Source organism: Duganella sp. Leaf61 (assembly GCF_001421905.1).
Lineage (GTDB): Bacteria > Pseudomonadota > Gammaproteobacteria > Burkholderiales > Burkholderiaceae_D > Rugamonas > Rugamonas zoogloeoides.
In genome coordinates this window covers 16,081-34,125 of sequence record NZ_LMLM01000029.1, presented here as the reverse complement: position 1 = coordinate 34,125, position 18,045 = coordinate 16,081, and the positions used below count along the sequence as shown (strand labels likewise).

Genomic DNA, 18,045 nt, shown 5'->3' with positions numbered 1-18,045 from the left:
TGAGCAGTATGAAGACTATAGAAAAACGCCGGCATCATGCCGGCGTTTGCAAGGACTTAGTCGCCCGAACGGTAGTTCGGCGCTTCCTTGGTGATTTGCACGTCGTGCACATGCGATTCACGCATGCCGGCCGAGGTGATCTCGACGAACTCCGCCTTGTTGCGCAGCTCTTCGATGGTGGCGCAGCCGCAATAACCCATCGACTGGCGCACGCCGCCCACCAGCTGGAAGATAATCGCCAGCACCGAGCCCTTGTAAGCGACACGGCCTTCGATACCTTCAGGCACGAACTTGTCGGCCTTCATGGTGGCGTCCTGGAAGTAGCGGTCAGCGGAACCGTCGGACATGGCGCCCAGCGAGCCCATGCCGCGATACGACTTGTACGAACGGCCCTGGTACAGGATCACTTCGCCAGGTGCTTCTTCGGTACCGGCAAACATCGAACCCATCATGACGGTCGAGGCGCCAGCGGCCAGTGCTTTCGAGATGTCGCCCGAGAAGCGGATACCGCCGTCGGCGATACATGGCACGCCCGTGCCTTCCAGTGCTTCGGCCACGTTGGAGATCGCGGTGATTTGCGGTACACCGACGCCAGCAACGATACGGGTGGTGCAGATCGAGCCCGGACCGATGCCGACCTTGACTGCATCGGCGCCGTATTCCACCAGCGCCAGCGCGGCAGCGGCAGTAGCGATGTTGCCGCCGATGACGTCCACGTGCGGGTACTTGGTCTTGATCCACTTCACGCGGTCGAGAATGCCTTGCGAGTGGCCGTGGGCGGTATCGACCACCAGCACGTCCACGCCGGCAGCAACCAGCAGATCGATACGCTCTTCATCCTTGGCACCGACGCCAACGGCAGCGCCGACCAGCAGCTTGCCGTGCGAGTCTTTCGACGCATTCGGGTGCTCGGTCGATTTCTGGATATCTTTTACCGTGATCAGGCCGCGCAGCTCGAAGCTGTCGTTGACGACCAGCACGCGCTCAAGGCGGTGCTTGTTCATCAGGCGCTTGGCTTCGTCACGGTCTTCGTCGTCCTTGACGTACACGAGCTTTTCGCGCGGGGTCATCTTGGCGCGCACTTCGGCGTCCAGTTCCTGTTCGAAGCGCAGATCGCGGTTGGTGATGATGCCGACGACTTCCTTGCCTTCAACGACAGGGAAACCGGAAATACCATGCAACTCGGTCAGCTTGATGACGTCGCGGATTTTCATGTCCGGCGGGATCGTGATCGGATCACGCAGCACGCCAGCTTCAAAACGCTTGACCTTGGCAACCTCGCGGGCCTGGTCGGCCGGGCGCAGGTTTTTATGGATGATGCCGATGCCGCCCTCTTGCGCCATGGCGATGGCCAGGCGGCCTTCGGTCACGGTATCCATCGCGGCGGACAGCAGCGGGATGTTGATGCTGATATTGCGGGTCAGGCGCGTCTTGAGGGACGTATCTGCAGGCAAGACGTTGGAATAGGCTGGAACGAGGAGCACGTCATCGAACGTGAGTGCTTTTTGGAGTAGACGCATAGTATTTCCTATAGGCGCAAAGCGGCATTGTACAGGAAAACGGCCTTGCTGTCAGGCATAGCTTGCGATCGGCCGCTGTCACTTTCACCATAGCTGCCGTATGATATCGCTATCAATGTTCATGAGCCAAGTCGATGACGAAATCACAAGCGGTCCGCAGCCGCGCCAGCGGGCGCATTACCCTGGCAATGGTGGCCCAACATGCAGGCGTGGCCACCATGACAGCCTCGCGCGCCATCACTCAGCCCGACATGGTGTCGCAAGCGCTGCGCGACCGCGTGGATAAAGCCGTGCTGGAACTGGGCTATGTGCCCAACCGCGCTGCGCGGGCGCTGGCTTCGTCGCAATCGAAGGTGATCGCGGTGCTGGTGCCGTCGCTGTCGAACGCGGTGTTTACCGAGGTGCTGGCCGGTATCCAGGATGCGCTCGACGCCGACGGCTACCAGATCCTGATCGGCAACACGCGCTACTCGGACCGCGAAGAAGAAAAGCTGATCAACACTTACCTGCAATCGAACCCGGACGGCATGCTGCTGTCGGGCCTGACCCACAGCGACCGCGTACAGCAGATACTGACCACTTCGCGCGTGCCGGTGGTGTCGATGATGGACATGTCCACCGACCCGGCCCAGCTCACCGTGGGATTCTCGCAATTCCAGGCCGGTCACGCGATGACCCGCTACTTGCTGGACAAGGGCCACAAGCGCATCGGCTTCATCGGCGCCCAGCTCGACGAGCGCACCCTGCGCCGCGCCGAAGGCTACCGCAAGGCCATGCACGAAGCCGGCCTGCTTGACCCCCGACTTGAAGTCATGGTGCCCGATCCATCCACTTTGGCCCTCGGCGCCGAACTGGTGGGTCGCATGCTGGCGCAAGCGCCCGACTGCGACGCCATCTTCTGCTGCAACGACGACCTGGCCCACGGCGCCATTTACCAGTGCCAGCGGCGCGGCATCGCGGTGCCAGCGCAACTGGCCATTTGCGGCTTCAACGATTTGCCGGCATCGGCCTGGATGAATCCGTCGCTGACCACGATCGGCACGCCGCGCTACCGCATCGGTTTCGAGGCCGCCACCTTGCTGCGGTCGGTCATCAAGGGCGATGCGCCGGCGGTGCGGCAGATCGATCTGGGATTTACCTTGATGGCGCGCGAGAGTGCCTGAAATTGTACTGATATGAACGCACGACAACTTACACATCGGCGCGATATTATCTTTTCAGCCCTGGCGCTATCGGGCTTTGCCATCTGGGTATATGGCGAGCTAGGTACCCCGGCTCTCATGGTTGATCTGAAAACCGGCGAAAAATACTGCGTCAACCCATTTTCCCACGAGTGGGGGATCTCTGAATTAGCTGCAGACTATGGGTTCTACAGTGCATTAATGGTCATCGCAGGAGTCCCCCTCGCTCTGGCGTGCTGACTGTTTCGTTTCTGGAAATTTTCCAGGAGTTGATTCGCTGCGCCGCAACATGAAATTCTGTTTACAAATCTTGGCAAACCCTTACACTGCGTAACATCGCTGTTAGCGCTAACATGGTTTTTTGTTATTGGGCTCTCTCAGGGTAGCGTCCACCGGCGTGATCCCTGTTCCGGGCAGTGGGGCGAGCGCTCCGCTGCCTTCTTTTTGAAGGCGATTGTGATTCCAACCCAGACTGCGCCGCTTACCTGGCGCGAAAAATTCAGCTACGGCGTGGCCGACATGGGGTTCAATTTTTATTGGACCAATATCGCCACCTTCCTGCTGATCTTCTACACCGACGTGTTCGGCATCTCGGCTGCTGCGGCGGCGTCGATGATGTTCTCGGTGAAGATCATCAATGCCTTCACCGACCCCATGATCGGCGCTGCCGCCGACCGCACCACCACCCGCTTCGGCAAGTTCCGCCCTTACCTGCTGTGGGTGCCGATTCCGCTCGGCTGCGCCGCCATCCTCACTTACACCACGCCCGACCTGTCGCACGACGGCAAACTGGTCTGGGCCTACGGCACCTACCTGCTGATGATGGTCTGCTACACCTGCATCAATATTCCATACAACGCGCTGTCCGGCGTGCTGTCGGCCGATCCGCAGGAGCGCTCCACCGTCAACGGCCTGCGCTTCATCTTCGCGTTTGCCGGTGGCACCCTGGTCACCGCCGCCACGCCGGCCATGGTGGGCTGGCTCGGCAACGGCAACGACAAGCTGGGCTGGCAACTGACCATGCTGGTGTGGAGCATTTTCGCCTCGCTGCTGTTCGTGCTCACCTTTTTCAATACGCGTGAACGGATCGCCCCTCCCCCATCGCAAAAGTCGAACGTGATGCAGGACATTCGCGACCTGTCGCAAAACCGGCCGTGGGTAGTGCTGTTCTTCCTGGCCTTGATCATCATGATCACCATCACCCTGCGCACCACCAGCGCCGCCTACTACTTCAAGTACGTGGTAGGCCGCCCGGAGCTGATGCAGGGCTTCGTGCCGGCGTACATGATCTCGGCCGCCATCGGCGCCTCGCTCACGCCCCTGATGACGCGCTACGTGGACAAGAAAAAGCTCATGATCATCCTGATGAGCATTACCGCCGTGCTGTCCTCGGCCTTCTTCTTCGTGCCCAGCGACCAGGTCACCTTGATGTTCGCACTGCAGATCGGCATGGGCCTGGCGCTCGGCCCCAAGTCGCCGCTGGCGTTCTCGATGTATGCCGACACCGCCGACTACAACGAATGGCGCACCGGCCGCCGCGCCACCGCGATGACGTTTGCCGCCGCCACCTTCTCGCAAAAGCTGGGGACCGCCATCGCGGTAGCGGTGATCGGCTGGCTGTTCACGGTGCTCGGGTACGTGGCCAATTCGGCCCAGAACAGCGGCTCTCAGGCCGGCATCGTGTGGCTGATGTCGTTCATCCCCGCAGCGTTTGCGGTGCTGGCCGTGGCCGTGATGTTTTTCTATAACCTCGACAACCGCAAGCTGGTCCAGATCCAGGCCGACCTGCAAGCGCGCAAAATTCAATAAATGGAGACCCGTTTCATGTCACGCCCGATGTTAAGCCCTGCCGATGATGGCAATCGCTACGAACTGACCAGCCCCACGGCCATGCCGCGCGCGGGCGGCTTCCTGTGGAACCAGAAGATGATGATCCAGGTGACCTGTCGCGGTTACGCGGTGGCCCAGTTCATGCAGCCGGAGCCGGCCAAGTATGCGCACGCGCCCAACCTGGAGGCCAAGACCTTCATGCAGCCGGAGCAGAATTACTACGCTCACCACCCGGGCCGCTTCTTCTACATCAAGGACGAGGAAACCGGTGAACTGTTCTCCGCGCCGTACGAGCCGGTACGCGCACCGGTTGACCGTTTCGCTTTCTCGGTCGGCAAGAACGACCTGGCCTGGACTGTCGAACACCTGGGCGTACGGGTGGAACTCACCCTCTCCATTCCGACGTCGGACGTGGTGGAACTGTGGTCGCTGCGCGTGTCCGACCTGTCGGGCCGCGCACGCAAGCTCAGTGTGTACCCGTATTTCCCGATCGGCTACATGTCGTGGATGAATCAATCGGGCGAGTATCGGCCGGACCTGGGCGGCGTGGTGGCCAGCAGCGTGGCGCCGTACCAGAAGGTAGCCGACTACTTCAAGCAAAAGGATTTCAAGGACAAGACCTACTTCCTGTGCGAAGAAGCACCCGACGCGTGGGAAGTACAGCAGCAGGCGTTCGAAGGCGAAGGCGGCCTGCATCGCCCCACCGCCATCGATGCCGAGCTGTTGGCCAACGGCGACGCCCGTTACGAAACGCCTGCCGCCGTGGTCCAGTACCGCCTGGCGCTAGACGCGAACGCCTCGCACGACTACCGCTTCATCTTCGGCCCCGCTTTCGATGACGCCGAAATCGCCGCCGTACGTGCGCGCTACCTCCACGCCGAAGGTTTTACCAAGGCCCGCGCCGACTATGCCGACTACATCGCCAGCGGCACCGGCTGCCTGCGTATCGACACGCCCGACAAGGAACTCGACAACTTCGTCAACCACTGGCTGCCACGCCAGGTGTTCTACCACGGCGACGTCAATCGCCTGTCCACCGATCCGCAAACCCGCAACTACCTGCAAGACAATATGGGCATGAGCTTCATCAAGCCCGCCGTGATGCGCGCGGCGCTGCTGCACGCGCTGGCGCAGCAGGAAGCCAGCGGCGCCATGCCGGACGGGATCTTGCTGGTCGAGGGGGCGGAGCTCAAATACATCAACCAGGTGCCGCATACTGACCACTGCGTGTGGCTGCCGATCGCGTTGAAAGTCTATCTCGACGAGACCGGTGACTACGACGTGCTGGCCGCGCCGGTGACCGGAAAAGACAGCGGCGTGACGCTGACCGTGGCCGAACGCATGCACGCCGCCATGGACTGGTTGCTGCAGGCGCGCGATGCGCGCGGCCTCAGTTACATCGCCCAGGGCGACTGGTGCGATCCGATGAACATGGTTGGCTACAAGGGCAAAGGCGTTTCCGGCTGGCTGACGGTGGCCACCGCGTACGCACTCAACCTGTGGGCCGGGATGTGCGAGCAAGGCGCTCACATCGACGGTGCGCTGGCCGACAAGTCCAAGCATTTCCGCAGCGGCGCCCAAGCCGTCAACCGCGCCGCCAACGAGCACCTGTGGGACGGCGACTGGTACGCGCGCGGCATCACCGACGACAACGTGGTCTTCGGCGTGTCGAAAGATGTCGAAGGGCGAATCTACCTGAACCCGCAGGCCTGGGCCATGCTGGGCGGCGCGGCCAATGCGGGCCAGCGCGCGTCGATTGTCGAGCAGGTGAAGCAGCAGTTGCACACGCCGTACGGCGTGGCCATGTTCGCGCCGCCGTACAGCGCCATGCGCGACGACGTGGGCCGCGTCACGCAAAAACACCCGGGGTCGGCGGAAAATGGCGCGGTGTACAACCACGCGTCGATCTTCTACATCTACAGCCTGTACTCGGTGGGCGAAGGCGACCGCGCCTACGAACTGCTGCGCCAGATGATCCCCGGCCCGACCGAGGCAGACTACCTGCAACGCGGCCAGCTGCCGGTGTTCATCCCCAACTACTATCGCGGCGCTTACCACCAGTATCGGCGCACGGCAGGCCGCTCGAGCCAGTTGTTCAATACCGGCACCGTGTCGTGGGTGTACCGCTGCTTCATCGAAGGGCTGTGCGGCTTGCAGGGCGAGATCGATGGCCTGCGCGTGGCGCCGCAACTGCCGAAACACTGGGATGGCATACGCGTGGTGCGCCAATTCCGCGGAGCGACCTTCGATGTAGTTATACAACGCGGCGATATTCATGAAATCGTTGTCAAACTCGACGGAAAACGATTGCCTGATACGAAAGTGACAGGTATCGTTGCGGGTGGAGTACACGCGCTGGAAGTCCTGATTCCGCGTTAAAGATAGAAATCTAACTACAAGGATAAACAAATTGAAGAAGCGTCTCTGGTTGTCGCTGGCCCTGGCCTACCCCCTCATGATGACTGGCGCGGCCCATGCCGCCCCCGAAGCCAACCGCCCCTGGCTCGACGCCGCGCAGTCGCCGGACGCGCGCGCCGACCAGCTGGTCAAGGCGATGACGCTGGATGAAAAAATCCAGACCGTGTTCGGCTACTTCTCCACCGATTTCGAATCCAAGCAGTACCTGGCCCCGAAAGACGGCCGCAAGGATTCGGCCGGCTTCGTGCCCGGCATCGAGCGCCTCGGTTTGCCGTCGCAATGGCAGGCCGACGCCGGCATGGGCGTGGCCACGCAAGCCGCTTCCAAGAACCCGGTCGAACGCACTTCCCTGCCCTCGGGCCTGTCAACCACCGCCACCTGGGACCGCAAGCTGGCATTTGCCGGCGGCCACATGATCGGCAGCGAGGCGCGCCTGAGCGGCTTTAACATCATGCTGGCCGGGAGCGTGAACCTGATGCGCGAACCGCGCAACGGCCGCAATTTCGAATACGGCGGCGAAGACCCGCTGCTGGCCGGCGTGATGGTCGGCGAGCAGATTCGCGGCATCCAGTCGAACCACATGGTCTCCACGCTCAAGCACTTCGCGTTCAACGACCAGGAAACCAACCGCAATCACATCAACGTCAAGATCGAAGACGCGGCCGGCCGCATGTCCGACCTGCTGGCCTTGCAGATCGCGATGGAAGTGGGCGATCCCGGCTCCGTCATGTGCGCGTACAACCGCGTGAACGGCCCGTATGCTTGCGAGAGCGATTACCTGCTCAATGAAGTACTGAAGAAAGACTGGGGCTTCAAGGGTTACGTGATGTCCGACTGGGGCGCCACCCACTCCACGATCCCGGCCGCCATGGCAGGCCTGGACCAGCAGTCGGGCCATCCGTTCGACAAGTCGGCGTACTTCAACGAGGCACTGAAGGAAGCGGTGGTCAACGGCCACGTGCCGCAGTCGCGCCTCGACGACATGGTCAAGCGCATCACGCGCACCATGTTCGCCCACGGCCTGGCCGAACATCCGGTGAAAGCCGCCACCACCAAGGACGCCGGCATCGACTTTGCCGCCAACGGCAAGATCTCGCAGACCGGCGCCGAAGAAGGCATGGTCCTGCTCAAGAACAGCCGCGACATCCTGCCGCTGGCGGCCACCGTGCGCACCATCGCCATCATCGGCGGCCACGCCAATGTGGGCGTGATGTCGGGCGGCGGTTCGGCCCAGGTGTATCCGATCGGCCTGTCGCCGGTACCGAACGAAGGTCCGCAATTCTTCCCGGGCCCGATGGTCTATCACCGCTCGTCGCCGATGCAGGAACTGGCGTCGCGCACCAAGGCCAAGATCAGCTACGCCGACGGTAAAGATCTCAATGCGGCCGCCAAGCTGGCAGCATCGTCCGACCTGGTGATCGTGTTCGGCAACCAGTGGACCGCCGAGAGCATCGACGCGCCGGACCTGAACCTGCCCAACAAGCAGGACGACCTGATCGCCGCCGTGGCCAAGGCCAACAGCAAGACCGTGGTGGTGCTGCAAACGGGCGGCCCGGTGGTGATGCCGTGGCTGAACAACGTGGCGGCCGTGCTGGAAGCGTGGTACCCGGGTACCAATGGCGGCGCGGCGATTGCGCGCGTTCTGACCGGCGAAGTCAATCCGAGCGGCCGCCTGCCGGCCACCTTCCCGGCCTCGGTGGCGCAGCTGCCGCGTCCCGTGATCGACGGCGACGCCGTGACCAAGGACGAGGACATCCTCAACAAGACCACCACCAACTACAACATCGAAGGCGCGGCGGTCGGCTACAAGTGGTTCGATCTGAAGGGCCACAAGCCGCTGTTCCCGTTCGGTTACGGCCTGTCGTACACAACGTTCGCGCTGTCCGACCTGGCGGCGAACAAGGCCGACAAGGGCATCGAGGTGACCTTCACCGTGAAGAACACCGGCAAGCGTGACGGCAAGGCGGTGGGCCAGGTGTACATCGCACCAGCCAAGGGCGGCTGGGAAGCGCCGAAGCGCCTGGGCGGCTGGGATAAAGTGGAAGTCAAAGCCGGCGAAACCGGCAAAGCCACCGTCAAGGTCGATCCGCGCCTGCTGGCCATGTACGACAGCGCCAGCAAGACCTGGAAGATCGCTGCAGGTGAATACGTGGTAACGCTAGCCGACTCGGCAGGCGCCAAGCCTGCCGCCACGGTCAAGGTCAGCCTCGACGCGCAAACCGTCGATATCCACGGCAAGTAACTTGTCGTTCAGTCCCGCGCACTCGCGCGGGACTTCCCCACTCCCCCCCCGGCGCGCGCCTACTTCTCTTTCCAGAAAACGTCCACGGTATCGATCCGGTCCGCGCGCCAGGCCTGCACCTTCGCCTCGACAAACGTGCCTTCCATGTCGTCGCGCGGGGTGATCTTGCTGGCGTAGTAGTGGTATTCCTCGCCGTGCTTTTCTTTGGCCAGGAATTCGGCCTTGCGTACCAGGTCGGCATCGCGGCCCAACTGGTGGCCGCCCAGCGCCAGCAATGCCAGCACCACGCCCACGCCCAGCGCCAGGTGGGCTGCCGGTTCGCGCCGGCCGCTCGACAGGATGGCAGTGCGTACGGGTTGGCGCAGCAGTTCGGTGCGCAGCCAGTGCAGCACGGCGCAAAACAGCAGCAGCGGCAGCAGCACCGCCAGTTGCGCACCGGGGTCGAGCTGCCATTGCGTGAGGGTCAGGTCGAACGGCTGCAGCAGCGTGAGCACGAACATGGCCAGCGCCAGCGGCAGCAGCACGCTGGCGATCCAGACCAGGAAGAAGGCGGCACGCAGGCTGCCGCGCACCAGGTAGATGCCGCCGATCAGGGCGGGGATGATCATGCTGTACGAATAATCGGCGCCGGTGGCGATGCGCCATGCCATCCAGGCCAGTTCGAACGCGCACAGCGCAAGGAGCACTATGCCGGCGCGGCGCAGGATGGAGGGAGCAGGTTGTGTATCGGGCATCAGGAAGCGGAAGTGACAGGGGGATTCTTGCGGCGGCGCCGCGCGTTCTTGGGATCGGCGATCAGGGGGCGGTAGAGCTCCACCCGGTCGTGGGGCCGTAAAGTTGTATCGAGCGGTTTTTTCTTGCCGTAGATGCCGGTCTGCAGGGTAGCCAGGTCGATGCCGGGTACCTCGACGGCCACGCCGGACACGGCCAGCGCCTGCTCGATGGTGGTACCGGGCGCCACCTGCAACGCGCGCAGGAACTGCACGGTGTCGCTGGCGTAGCAGACTTCTACGGTAAAAGTGGCAGCCGTATCAACCACGAAGGGGGGAATTTCCATACACCGTCTCCGCGCGCTTGCAGAAGGAATCGACCATGCTGTTGGCGATCATGCCAAATACGGGGCCCACCAGCTTGTCGAGGATGGTGCTGGAAAATTCGTAGCGCAGGTCGAGTTCGATCTTGCAGGCGTCTTCGCGCAGGGCCTTGAAGGTCCACACGCCGTCGAGGCATTTGAACGGACCATCGACGAGCTTCATGCGGATCGATTCGAACGGCACGTTGTCGTTGGACGTGGTAAAGCTTTGCTTGACGCCGTGGTAGTTGATGCCGACGCTGGCCACGGTGCGGTTTTCAGTGCGTTCGCGGATATCGACGCCACCGCACCACGGCAGGAATTTGGGATAGTCTTCGATGCGCGCCACCAGTTCGAACATCTGCTGGGCGCTGTAACCGAGGAAAACTGATTTGTGCACTACTGCCATTGGCTAACCATTTGCTATGATGTGGAAATAAGATGCTGTTAGCCGTAATTTTATACGCGAAACCGAAATTTAACCGACCCGGTACGGGTTTATCGTCGATTTACCGAATTCATGACCATAGCAGATAATAAAAAAGCATTTTTTGACTACTTCATCGAGGACCGTTTCGAAGCCGGCATCGTGCTCGAAGGTTGGGAAGTCAAAGCGATCCGCGACGCCCGCGTGCAGATCAAGGAAGCTTACGTCACCATCCGTGGCGACGAACTGTTCCTGTTCGGCGCCCACATCAGCGCCCTGCCCACCGCCTCCACCCACATCAGCCCCGAAGCCGTGCGCACCCGCAAGCTGTTGTTGCACCGCGCCCAGATCGACAAGCTGATCGGTAAAGTGGAGCGCTCCGGTTACACGCTGGTGCCGCTCAACCTGCACTACAAGGAAGGCCGAGTGAAATGTGAAATCGGCCTGGCCAAGGGCAAGAAGCAGCACGACAAGCGCGCCACGGAGAAAGACCGCGACGGCAAGCGCGAAGTGGCCGCCGCCATGAAGACCCACAACCGTTGACGCCAAACCATCATGGCGTGCCATTGTTGCGCGCCCATGACAGAACCCGGCCCCGCGCCGGGTTTTTTATTGCCCTGGCAATTTCTAACGAGAAACATCCATGTTACACTTGGCGCAGATGATTTGTCATTCTTGGCCTGCGCTTGTGCGGCGTGGAGACGTGACAAAAGCTACTTTTTGACAATGAGGCAACAAATGGCGCTGAAACTCGCAATGGCTGTCGCAGCCGGTTTGATCCTGTCGGGATGCGCGACCCGCTACACGCCCGCGCCGCTGGCGGCCAACTTCCCGTCCACCAAGCAGGCCAAGCTGCAGGCAACGTACCATTGGGGCATCGTCGCCAATGCGGTCGAACGGCAACTGGCGGTGGATCTGAAAAAAACGCCTACCCGTCCGGTGTACATCAATATCCCCGCCGAACCTAACCCGTTCCAGCGCGCGCTGGCTACCCAGCTGATCACGGCGCTGGTGAATGACGGCTTCACGGTGGCGCGCGCGCCGGCCGGCGCCCTCAAGATCGACCTCGACGTGCAAACACTGACCTTTGCCCCCAACCGTCCGCAGTACCGGCGCAACTTCGGCCAGCGCTTCCCGCTGGCGGGCGGCGTGTGGATGGCGCAGGAGCTGACCGCGCCGCACGTGGAAAACGAACCGATCGATCCGCTCGATTCCGAATTTGCGCCCGGCGCCACGCCGCGCACCGAGATCATCGTCACCATTTCGGTGTCGGATCAGTACCGTTACCTGGCGCGCAGCACGTCGGCCTATTACGTGGCCGATGCCGACTATGCGCTGTACGGCGTGACCGAGCCTGAACCTGAAAACACCAAACTGACGCGCGTATTCAAAGTACGCGGAGACCTGTAAATGCCGATGACCAAACTGGCTAGCGCCCTCCTGTTGATCCTGCCGCTGCTGCTGTCGGCATGCGCCACCAACAAGGACAAGCAACAGCGCGATTACACCACCGTCTCGTCCAACCAGTTCATCGAGGCCAACTACAAGGCGGCCGATTCGCTGATGCGCCAGCTAACCGGCAAGCTGGCCGGCGACAAGCCGCTGATCATGGCCACCCTGGTCAATATCGACGAGCTGGAACAAACCACCACGCTGGGCCGGCTGGTATCGGAACAACTGTCCACGCGCCTGGCGCAGGGCGGCCTGTCGATGGTGGAAATGAAATTGCGCAGCAATGTGTATTTGAAGCGCAACCAGGGCGAATTGATGCTCACCCGCGAAATCGGCGAAGTGGCCACCGCCCACAATGCGCAAGCGATCGTGGTGGGCTCGTATGCCGAGACCAGCGACATGGTGTTCATCAATGTCAAGGTGATCCAGCCGAATACCAACTTCGTGCTGGCTGGTCAGGATTACGTGCTGGCCAAGGAAGCCGTAGTCCGGTCGATGTTGCAGCGTAACTAACCCCAAGCACGACATGTCACCGCGTTAGTTGCCCGCCACCGGCTGCTGCGCGCCGGCAGGCCACTGTGCCAGCACGCGCCGGTATTCCTGTTCGCTGAGATTGAGTATCGAGCCGTGGCGCTTTTTTCTGGCGCCATAATCGACAGCCGATGGCGCACTGCGGCGAAAGTCCTGCGGGCGCGACAGGTCGCTGGTCTGCAGCGCCAGATAACCGCCACGTGAGCGGTACTGATCGACCCATAGCCCCCATTCACTGCTGGCCGGCATCCGGAACAGGATCGGCCCTTCGACATCCTTGCCGGTCAGTCCGATAGCACCGAGGTTGCCCAGGATGCGCCACTCCCCGAGCAACTGCTGGCTACCCTCGATGGTGATCTCGCCATCCCCCGAAGCACGGAAATAGCGATAGCGCGCGCCGGGATGGTCGTCGCGCACGATCTGGGTATCGATCACGCCGGTATTGCCGTGGCGGTCGATGTACAGCCGGGCAGGCGTGAAGCTGATGAAGTCGCGCGTGCGGGCGTAATAAATCCGCGGCTTGTCGATACCGTCAACCGGGGAGATCGTGGTCCAGTACACCAGGTAATCACCGGTTTCTTCGTCGAAGATCGCTTCCGGCGCCCAGGCGCAGCCTGCTTTTTCGATGGCGCCGGCGATATCGACCAGCCGTGGCGCAGACCAATTCACCAGGTCGGTCGACTCGTAAATCACGATCGACGTGCTGCCCCGGTGCATGGCCGCCTGCCAGCCCTTGTTGCTGGCGATGCGTAAATCAGTGGCCAGGATCCAGAACTTGCTGCCATCGGCCGAGCGGACGATGGACGGGTCGCGCAAGCCTTTTTCACCGACGTCCGATGCCAGCACGGGGCGCGAGCCGTTGAGGTCGCTCCAGCGCATGCCGTCGGTGCTGGTGGAAAAATAAATCTGTTCGCTGTCGGGCGCGCCTTCGGTAAAGTGCACGAGCAGATAACCTGGTTGTTCGGGAACTGCCGCCGCGTGCGCCGCTGCGCTTGCCAGCAACAGGGCGGCGCAAAGCCGGCGCACCGGCATGCGAGGGGAAATTTTCAGCTTGTTCATGGCAGGTCTCCGGTGTGCGCCATCAGCGGGGCAAGCCCTTGCCATTGACGATGGGCTCGCCGATGTCGCCGGGCTGGAATGGCGCAGCCAGCGGATCCATCGGCAGGATATTGCCGGCGGCGTCGAATTCCATTCGCGCCAGCACGGTCTGGCGCTGGTAACCGCCGCCGACCGGCAGCGCATGGCGATGGTAGGCAACGTACCAGCGGTCGGTACCGGGCACATTGACCACGCTGTGATGGGCGGTACCGACGGCGGCGCCATGCCGCTGCAGCACGATAAAGTTTTGTGCGGCCGGCGTTACCGGCCCCAACGGCGAATCGGCCACACCCCAGCCCACCCGGTAATCGGGACTGCGCGCATCGTCGATCGACCACATGAAGTAATACTTTCCCTGGCGTTTAAACACCACGACACCCTCGCGGAATTCCTTCAGTGCGATCGCCGCCGGCGGGCCGTCAAGCGTCACCATGTCCTGTTTGAGCCGGTACACATTGGCCAGGCGGCCATTGCCGTAGTACAGGTAGGCTTGCCCGTCATCGTCGATGTACGGATACGGATCGATCGGATTGGTCTCGATGCCCGTGCCCTTGCGTATCAGCGGGGCGCCCAGTACATCCTTGAACGGTCCGAGCGGACTGGCGGCGCTGGCAACACCGATCTCGCCGCCGGCGCAAAAGTAAAAGAAGAACTTGCCATCGCGTGCAATGGCGTCGGGCGCCCATGCTTCTATCCTGGCCCAACCGAGGTCGCGGGTGACATCGAGCACCATCGCCTGCTTGTTCCATTGCACCAGGTTGCTGGAGGTCCAGACAGAAAAATCCGTGGTCTGCCAATGTGGCTTGTCGGACGTGGGGTAGAGATAATAGGTATCGCCAAATACGCGGATGGCGGGATCGGCAGTGAAGCCATCCAGTGCCGGCGTAGGCGCCGGCGCGACTGAAACCCTGGCGGCCGGCGCTGCCAGCATCTCCTTGATCAGCCATGGCGGCACCCATAGCGCAGCCGTTGCCGGAACGCCGTCCGACGCACCGGCCGCCGCTGCTTCCGACCAATGCACGAGGTCTGCGGACTTGGCGTAGCGCCATTGCGCACCTTGCCGATCGTCGCGCCATCGCAGCCGGAACAGCCCGTCCACGCCCCGCGACAACTGCGGTTCGCGCACCCCGCCGCCATTTTGCGGCGTAAATCCCGCGTGCTCCAGCTGACGCCAGTGCGTGCCGTCGTCGCTTACCTGCCAGCGCACACCGTCGGCAAACGCCAGTGGCCGGATCCAGGCATCGACCGGCCATTTGGACGGAGCCGCGCCCATGGCGGGCGCCAGCAGGCTGGTGGCAGACAGCGCCATGGCGAACAAGATGCGGCGGTGGCGGGCAAGCGGCAGATGCATGGATGTCAGGGAGGTTAGAAAGGCTAAACCATACTAAACCGATCCATGCGCCAGTCAAGCATTCAGCCTGCCGACCGGAAAATAGTCGTGGCGATGATTGAATACGGCCTGGTTTAGAGCAGCAACGGCAAAACCTCGATCGCCGACGCCTCCACCTTCAGACCGATCAGTTCATCGGCCCGCGTCTTCCCTAAATTGATTGCCGCGATCGGCTTGCCGGCAGCTGCAGCCAGCTTGCAGAACCGGTAGCCCGAAAACACCATCAACGACGATCCCACCACCAGCAAGGCGTCAGCCTGGTCGGCCAGCGCCAGCGCGCGCGCCGTGCGCTCTGCGGGAATATTGTCGCCAAAAAAAATCACATCGGGTTGCAGGGCGCCACCACATTGCGCGCAGACCGGCATGTGAAAATCCTGGCCGTTCAATTCCAGCTCGGCGTCACCGTCGGGCCGTGCTTCCGGCACCACGCCATCGACCGGTCCGGTGTGGACCATGTGCGGATTCTCGCGCGCCAGCCAGGCCTGGATTTCATCGCGCGGATGGACCGTGCGGCAATCGAGGCACACCACGCCGTGGATATTGCCATGCAGTTCGATGACCTTCTGGCTGCCGGCGCGGTAATGCAAGCCATCCACGTTCTGGGTGATGATGGCGTCAATGCGCCCCGCCGCTTCCAGCTCGGCCAGCGCGTAGTGGCCGATATTGGGCGCAGCCTTCGACATCACCGGCCAGCCGGCCATGCTGCGCGCCCAGTAGCGGCGCTGCACGGCCACGTCGCGCCGGAAGTCGGGCCCCTGGATCGGCGCCCGGCCGCGCCGCACGCCGTCCTTGTCGCGATAGTCTGGGATACCGGACGCAGTGGACAAGCCGGCGCCGGTCAGTACCAGCACGCGGCGGTGCTGGTGTAAAAAGGTCTGGAGCTGGTCGATTTGAGCTGTGAGATCGGGATGAAGGTTCATGGCCGCCATGTTAGCACCATGGCGGTCCGACGGTGGCCGGCGGAAGGCGCCGGACCACCACCCCGCCGATGCATCAGCGGGGCAACTGCGGCGTATGAAGAGGACAGGGTTTCACCTGCTGTGCGCGCAAAAAAACTGACACGTTACTGACGATCGTCGAGGCCCGGGAGACGCTGCACCTTGCTGGACCACCTGAATTTTGCGACTGGGCGCTGTCGCCCCAAAACGGACATCCCCAACAGAAGGCAGTGACCTTATGATAGCCATATCAATCTGTCTTCGATGGTAATCCCCCCAGCAAATGATCGCGTTTAAAAGTAGAATTTTTCAAATTCGCTACTAACGAAAGCAGCTCGTCGTGACGGCCAGCAGCATATAGCGCGCTAAGGGTGGCCGCTTGCCGTCTATGGTAGGGCGCAACTAGTTCACTAGCTCCCCAATGTCTGCTAGTAAAAATTTGCCGTGCTCTTCCTCGAACACAGCAGAAACAGTAATCTGCTGACACTGCACCACTAACATTATCTTACGAAGTTTTCCATTCGGCGTAACTTTAAGAGGAACAACCTTCCCGCCTCGAGAAGAAAAACATTCTTCAATTTTCTTTTGGTAAGCCTTGTCGTCAAATCCCGGAAGGCCGCAGTTTTCTATATCCTTCGGATAGGACACTGTCTGGAGACACTGAAGCTTAATTTTTAAGTCAGCATTAGCACCGGAAAAATGTGCTAGTGGAGTAGCCTGGACTCCATCATTAGCGGCTAGCGCGGCCTCTGAAACAAGCAATAAAAACGAAATAAAGAGAAATTTCACTAAAGTGTTTCCTAAACTGAAATTTATGGACATCCGACCGCTTTTGGCCGCCAGCTGTCTGGTACGCGCTTAGTGTGTCATTAATTTTGAAATATCCTGCTGACTTCCCCAACGCAAGATAATCTGGTTTTCAAGCATACGCTTTTGGATTTTTGATAGCAGATCTAAAGCATCTTCAGGGGGTGCGCTTGCATAAATAACCATGATACTAAAATTTTTTCCGCTGGTGTTAGGTCGTTGTTTAGCCAACTCTCCGGTGCGAATGACAGTTTCGTAAAACTCCAATTTTTTTTCTAACAAATTGCGGGATTCGTCATTCCATGTGCGCATCTGGTGGAGCAATAACACAGCATCAGAAGAGTTTGGCTTGGTAGCAATCAAGTCAATTACCGTCGTATCACCTACCTCTGCAATTGCGTTTGCCGACAGCAGCAGCGTCGCAGAAACTAGTATCGAAATAAGTTTTTTCACTGCAACCTTTCATAATTTAACCTCACAAAAACAAGTGGCTGCTCCTGGCCGTTCTCGGCCGATCAGACCAGCATAGCATGTTGCCGTCGCGAAAACATCACGGTCTGCCCCGATGCGCTGTTGTCGCCCAAAAGTGAACATTGGCAAACTCAATCTGAATCGCAAGGATGCCGCCGAGCGTTACATCATTGGACACGCCATTGCAGCCACATTGCCCCCTTGNCCAGCCGGTGCCGATTGTGTGGATGCTACCCCGATGCGCCGTTGTCGCCCAAAAGTGAACATTGGCAAACTCAATCTGAATCGCAAGGATGCCGCCGAGCGTTACATCATTGGACACGCCATTGCAGCCACATTGCCCCCTTGGGATGATTGGCAACGCCACGTTCTATTGCCTTTTCGTTCCAGACCTCTACAGGTTCAGCAGATTCACCCTCATGCTTCAACAATTCGGGTGATCCAATGAGGTAAATCGCTTGGGCCTCCCGTCTCCCGAAGCGCTGTAGGACGCTGTAGTGTTCCGTCATACCGGGCATCCACACAGATTCACCCTCATGCTTCAACAATTCGGGTGATCCAATGAGGTAAATCGCTTGGGCCTCCCGTCTCCCGAAGCGCTGTAGGACGCTGTAGTGTTCCGTCATACCGGGCATCCACACRGAGACAGTCAGTACGTCAAGAGCATT

The 18,045-nt window shown here is 60.9% G+C and carries 17 protein-coding genes; 8 read left to right on the top strand and 9 right to left on the bottom strand.

Annotated features, from left to right (window positions below; translation table 11 throughout):
* Positions 1-56: 56 nt before the first annotated feature.
* Positions 57-1,520, bottom strand: coding sequence for an IMP dehydrogenase (guaB, locus tag ASF04_RS18310; RefSeq protein ID WP_056144849.1), 1,464 nt, complete (start codon positions 1,518-1,520; stop codon positions 57-59).
* 134 nt (positions 1,521-1,654) lie between these two features.
* Between guaB and ASF04_RS18305 the strand changes: the two genes are divergently transcribed.
* The 4 genes from ASF04_RS18305 (at position 1,655) to ASF04_RS18290 (ending at position 9,191) form a co-directional block, all read left to right on the top strand.
* Positions 1,655-2,683 carry a LacI family DNA-binding transcriptional regulator gene (locus tag ASF04_RS18305; RefSeq protein WP_056144846.1) on the top strand — a complete coding sequence of 343 codons (1,029 nt, stop codon included), beginning with the start codon at positions 1,655-1,657 and terminating at the stop codon, positions 2,681-2,683.
* A 474-nt stretch (positions 2,684-3,157) separates the two neighbouring features.
* Positions 3,158-4,510, top strand: a complete 1,353-nt coding sequence (locus ASF04_RS18300) for an MFS transporter (protein ID WP_082488852.1) — start codon at positions 3,158-3,160, stop codon at positions 4,508-4,510.
* Between the two features lie 15 nt (positions 4,511-4,525).
* On the top strand, positions 4,526-6,910 hold the full coding sequence (locus tag ASF04_RS18295; protein ID WP_229205109.1) for a GH36-type glycosyl hydrolase domain-containing protein: 2,385 nt from the start codon (positions 4,526-4,528) through the stop codon (positions 6,908-6,910).
* Between the two features lie 76 nt (positions 6,911-6,986).
* The gene (locus tag ASF04_RS18290) at positions 6,987-9,191 is read left to right on the top strand and encodes a glycoside hydrolase family 3 C-terminal domain-containing protein (RefSeq protein WP_229205137.1); all 2,205 of its coding nucleotides are present in this window, start codon (positions 6,987-6,989) and stop codon (positions 9,189-9,191) included.
* A gap of 59 nt (positions 9,192-9,250) precedes the next feature.
* Here the strand turns inward: ASF04_RS18290 and ASF04_RS18285 are convergent, their stop codons facing one another.
* The 3 genes from ASF04_RS18285 to ASF04_RS18275 are packed head-to-tail and all read right to left on the bottom strand — an operon-like array spanning position 9,251 to position 10,672.
* Complete coding sequence (locus ASF04_RS18285) at positions 9,251-9,925, bottom strand: hypothetical protein (protein ID WP_056144840.1); 675 nt, start codon at positions 9,923-9,925, stop codon at positions 9,251-9,253.
* Positions 9,925-10,248 (bottom strand): RnfH family protein, encoded by a 324-nt coding sequence (locus ASF04_RS18280; protein WP_056144837.1) that lies wholly within the window; start codon positions 10,246-10,248, stop codon positions 9,925-9,927. Before ASF04_RS18280 ends, ASF04_RS18285 begins: the two co-directional genes overlap by 1 nt.
* On the bottom strand, positions 10,223-10,672 hold the full coding sequence (locus ASF04_RS18275) for a type II toxin-antitoxin system RatA family toxin (protein ID WP_056144831.1): 450 nt from the start codon (positions 10,670-10,672) through the stop codon (positions 10,223-10,225). The genes ASF04_RS18280 and ASF04_RS18275 overlap by 26 nt, the downstream gene beginning before the upstream one ends.
* A gap of 111 nt (positions 10,673-10,783) precedes the next feature.
* On the opposite strand from ASF04_RS18275, the gene smpB reads away from it, so the two are divergent.
* The 3 genes from smpB (at position 10,784) to ASF04_RS18260 (ending at position 12,655) form a co-directional block, all read left to right on the top strand.
* Positions 10,784-11,233, top strand: coding sequence for an SsrA-binding protein SmpB (gene smpB, locus ASF04_RS18270; RefSeq protein WP_019919646.1), 450 nt, complete (start codon positions 10,784-10,786; stop codon positions 11,231-11,233).
* Positions 11,234-11,446: 213 nt separating this feature from the next.
* Complete coding sequence (locus ASF04_RS18265; protein ID WP_229205108.1) at positions 11,447-12,100, top strand: hypothetical protein; 654 nt, start codon at positions 11,447-11,449, stop codon at positions 12,098-12,100.
* Complete coding sequence (locus ASF04_RS18260; RefSeq protein WP_056144827.1) at positions 12,101-12,655, top strand: FlgO family outer membrane protein; 555 nt, start codon at positions 12,101-12,103, stop codon at positions 12,653-12,655.
* A 24-nt stretch (positions 12,656-12,679) separates the two neighbouring features.
* Here the strand turns inward: ASF04_RS18260 and ASF04_RS18255 are convergent, their stop codons facing one another.
* The 5 genes from ASF04_RS18255 to ASF04_RS27590 all read right to left on the bottom strand — a co-directional run bounded on the left by ASF04_RS18255 (position 12,680) and on the right by ASF04_RS27590 (position 17,359).
* Positions 12,680-13,732: a glycoside hydrolase family 43 protein gene (locus tag ASF04_RS18255; protein WP_056144826.1), complete on the bottom strand. Its 1,053-nt coding sequence runs from the start codon at positions 13,730-13,732 to the stop codon at positions 12,680-12,682.
* A 22-nt stretch (positions 13,733-13,754) separates the two neighbouring features.
* On the bottom strand, positions 13,755-15,122 hold the full coding sequence (locus ASF04_RS18250) for a family 43 glycosylhydrolase (protein WP_056144825.1): 1,368 nt from the start codon (positions 15,120-15,122) through the stop codon (positions 13,755-13,757).
* A 113-nt stretch (positions 15,123-15,235) separates the two neighbouring features.
* Complete coding sequence (locus ASF04_RS18245) at positions 15,236-16,090, bottom strand: NAD-dependent protein deacetylase (RefSeq protein ID WP_056144823.1); 855 nt, start codon at positions 16,088-16,090, stop codon at positions 15,236-15,238.
* A gap of 411 nt (positions 16,091-16,501) precedes the next feature.
* Complete coding sequence (locus ASF04_RS27595) at positions 16,502-16,888, bottom strand: hypothetical protein (protein ID WP_156368699.1); 387 nt, start codon at positions 16,886-16,888, stop codon at positions 16,502-16,504.
* 69 nt (positions 16,889-16,957) lie between these two features.
* On the bottom strand, positions 16,958-17,359 hold the full coding sequence (locus ASF04_RS27590; protein ID WP_156368698.1) for a DUF6572 domain-containing protein: 402 nt from the start codon (positions 17,357-17,359) through the stop codon (positions 16,958-16,960).
* A 223-nt stretch (positions 17,360-17,582) separates the two neighbouring features.
* Between ASF04_RS27590 and ASF04_RS28305 the strand changes: the two genes are divergently transcribed.
* Positions 17,583-17,825: hypothetical protein (locus ASF04_RS28305; protein WP_229205107.1), on the top strand; the 243-nt coding region annotated here is incomplete at its 5' end.
* Positions 17,826-18,045 lie beyond the last annotated feature (220 nt).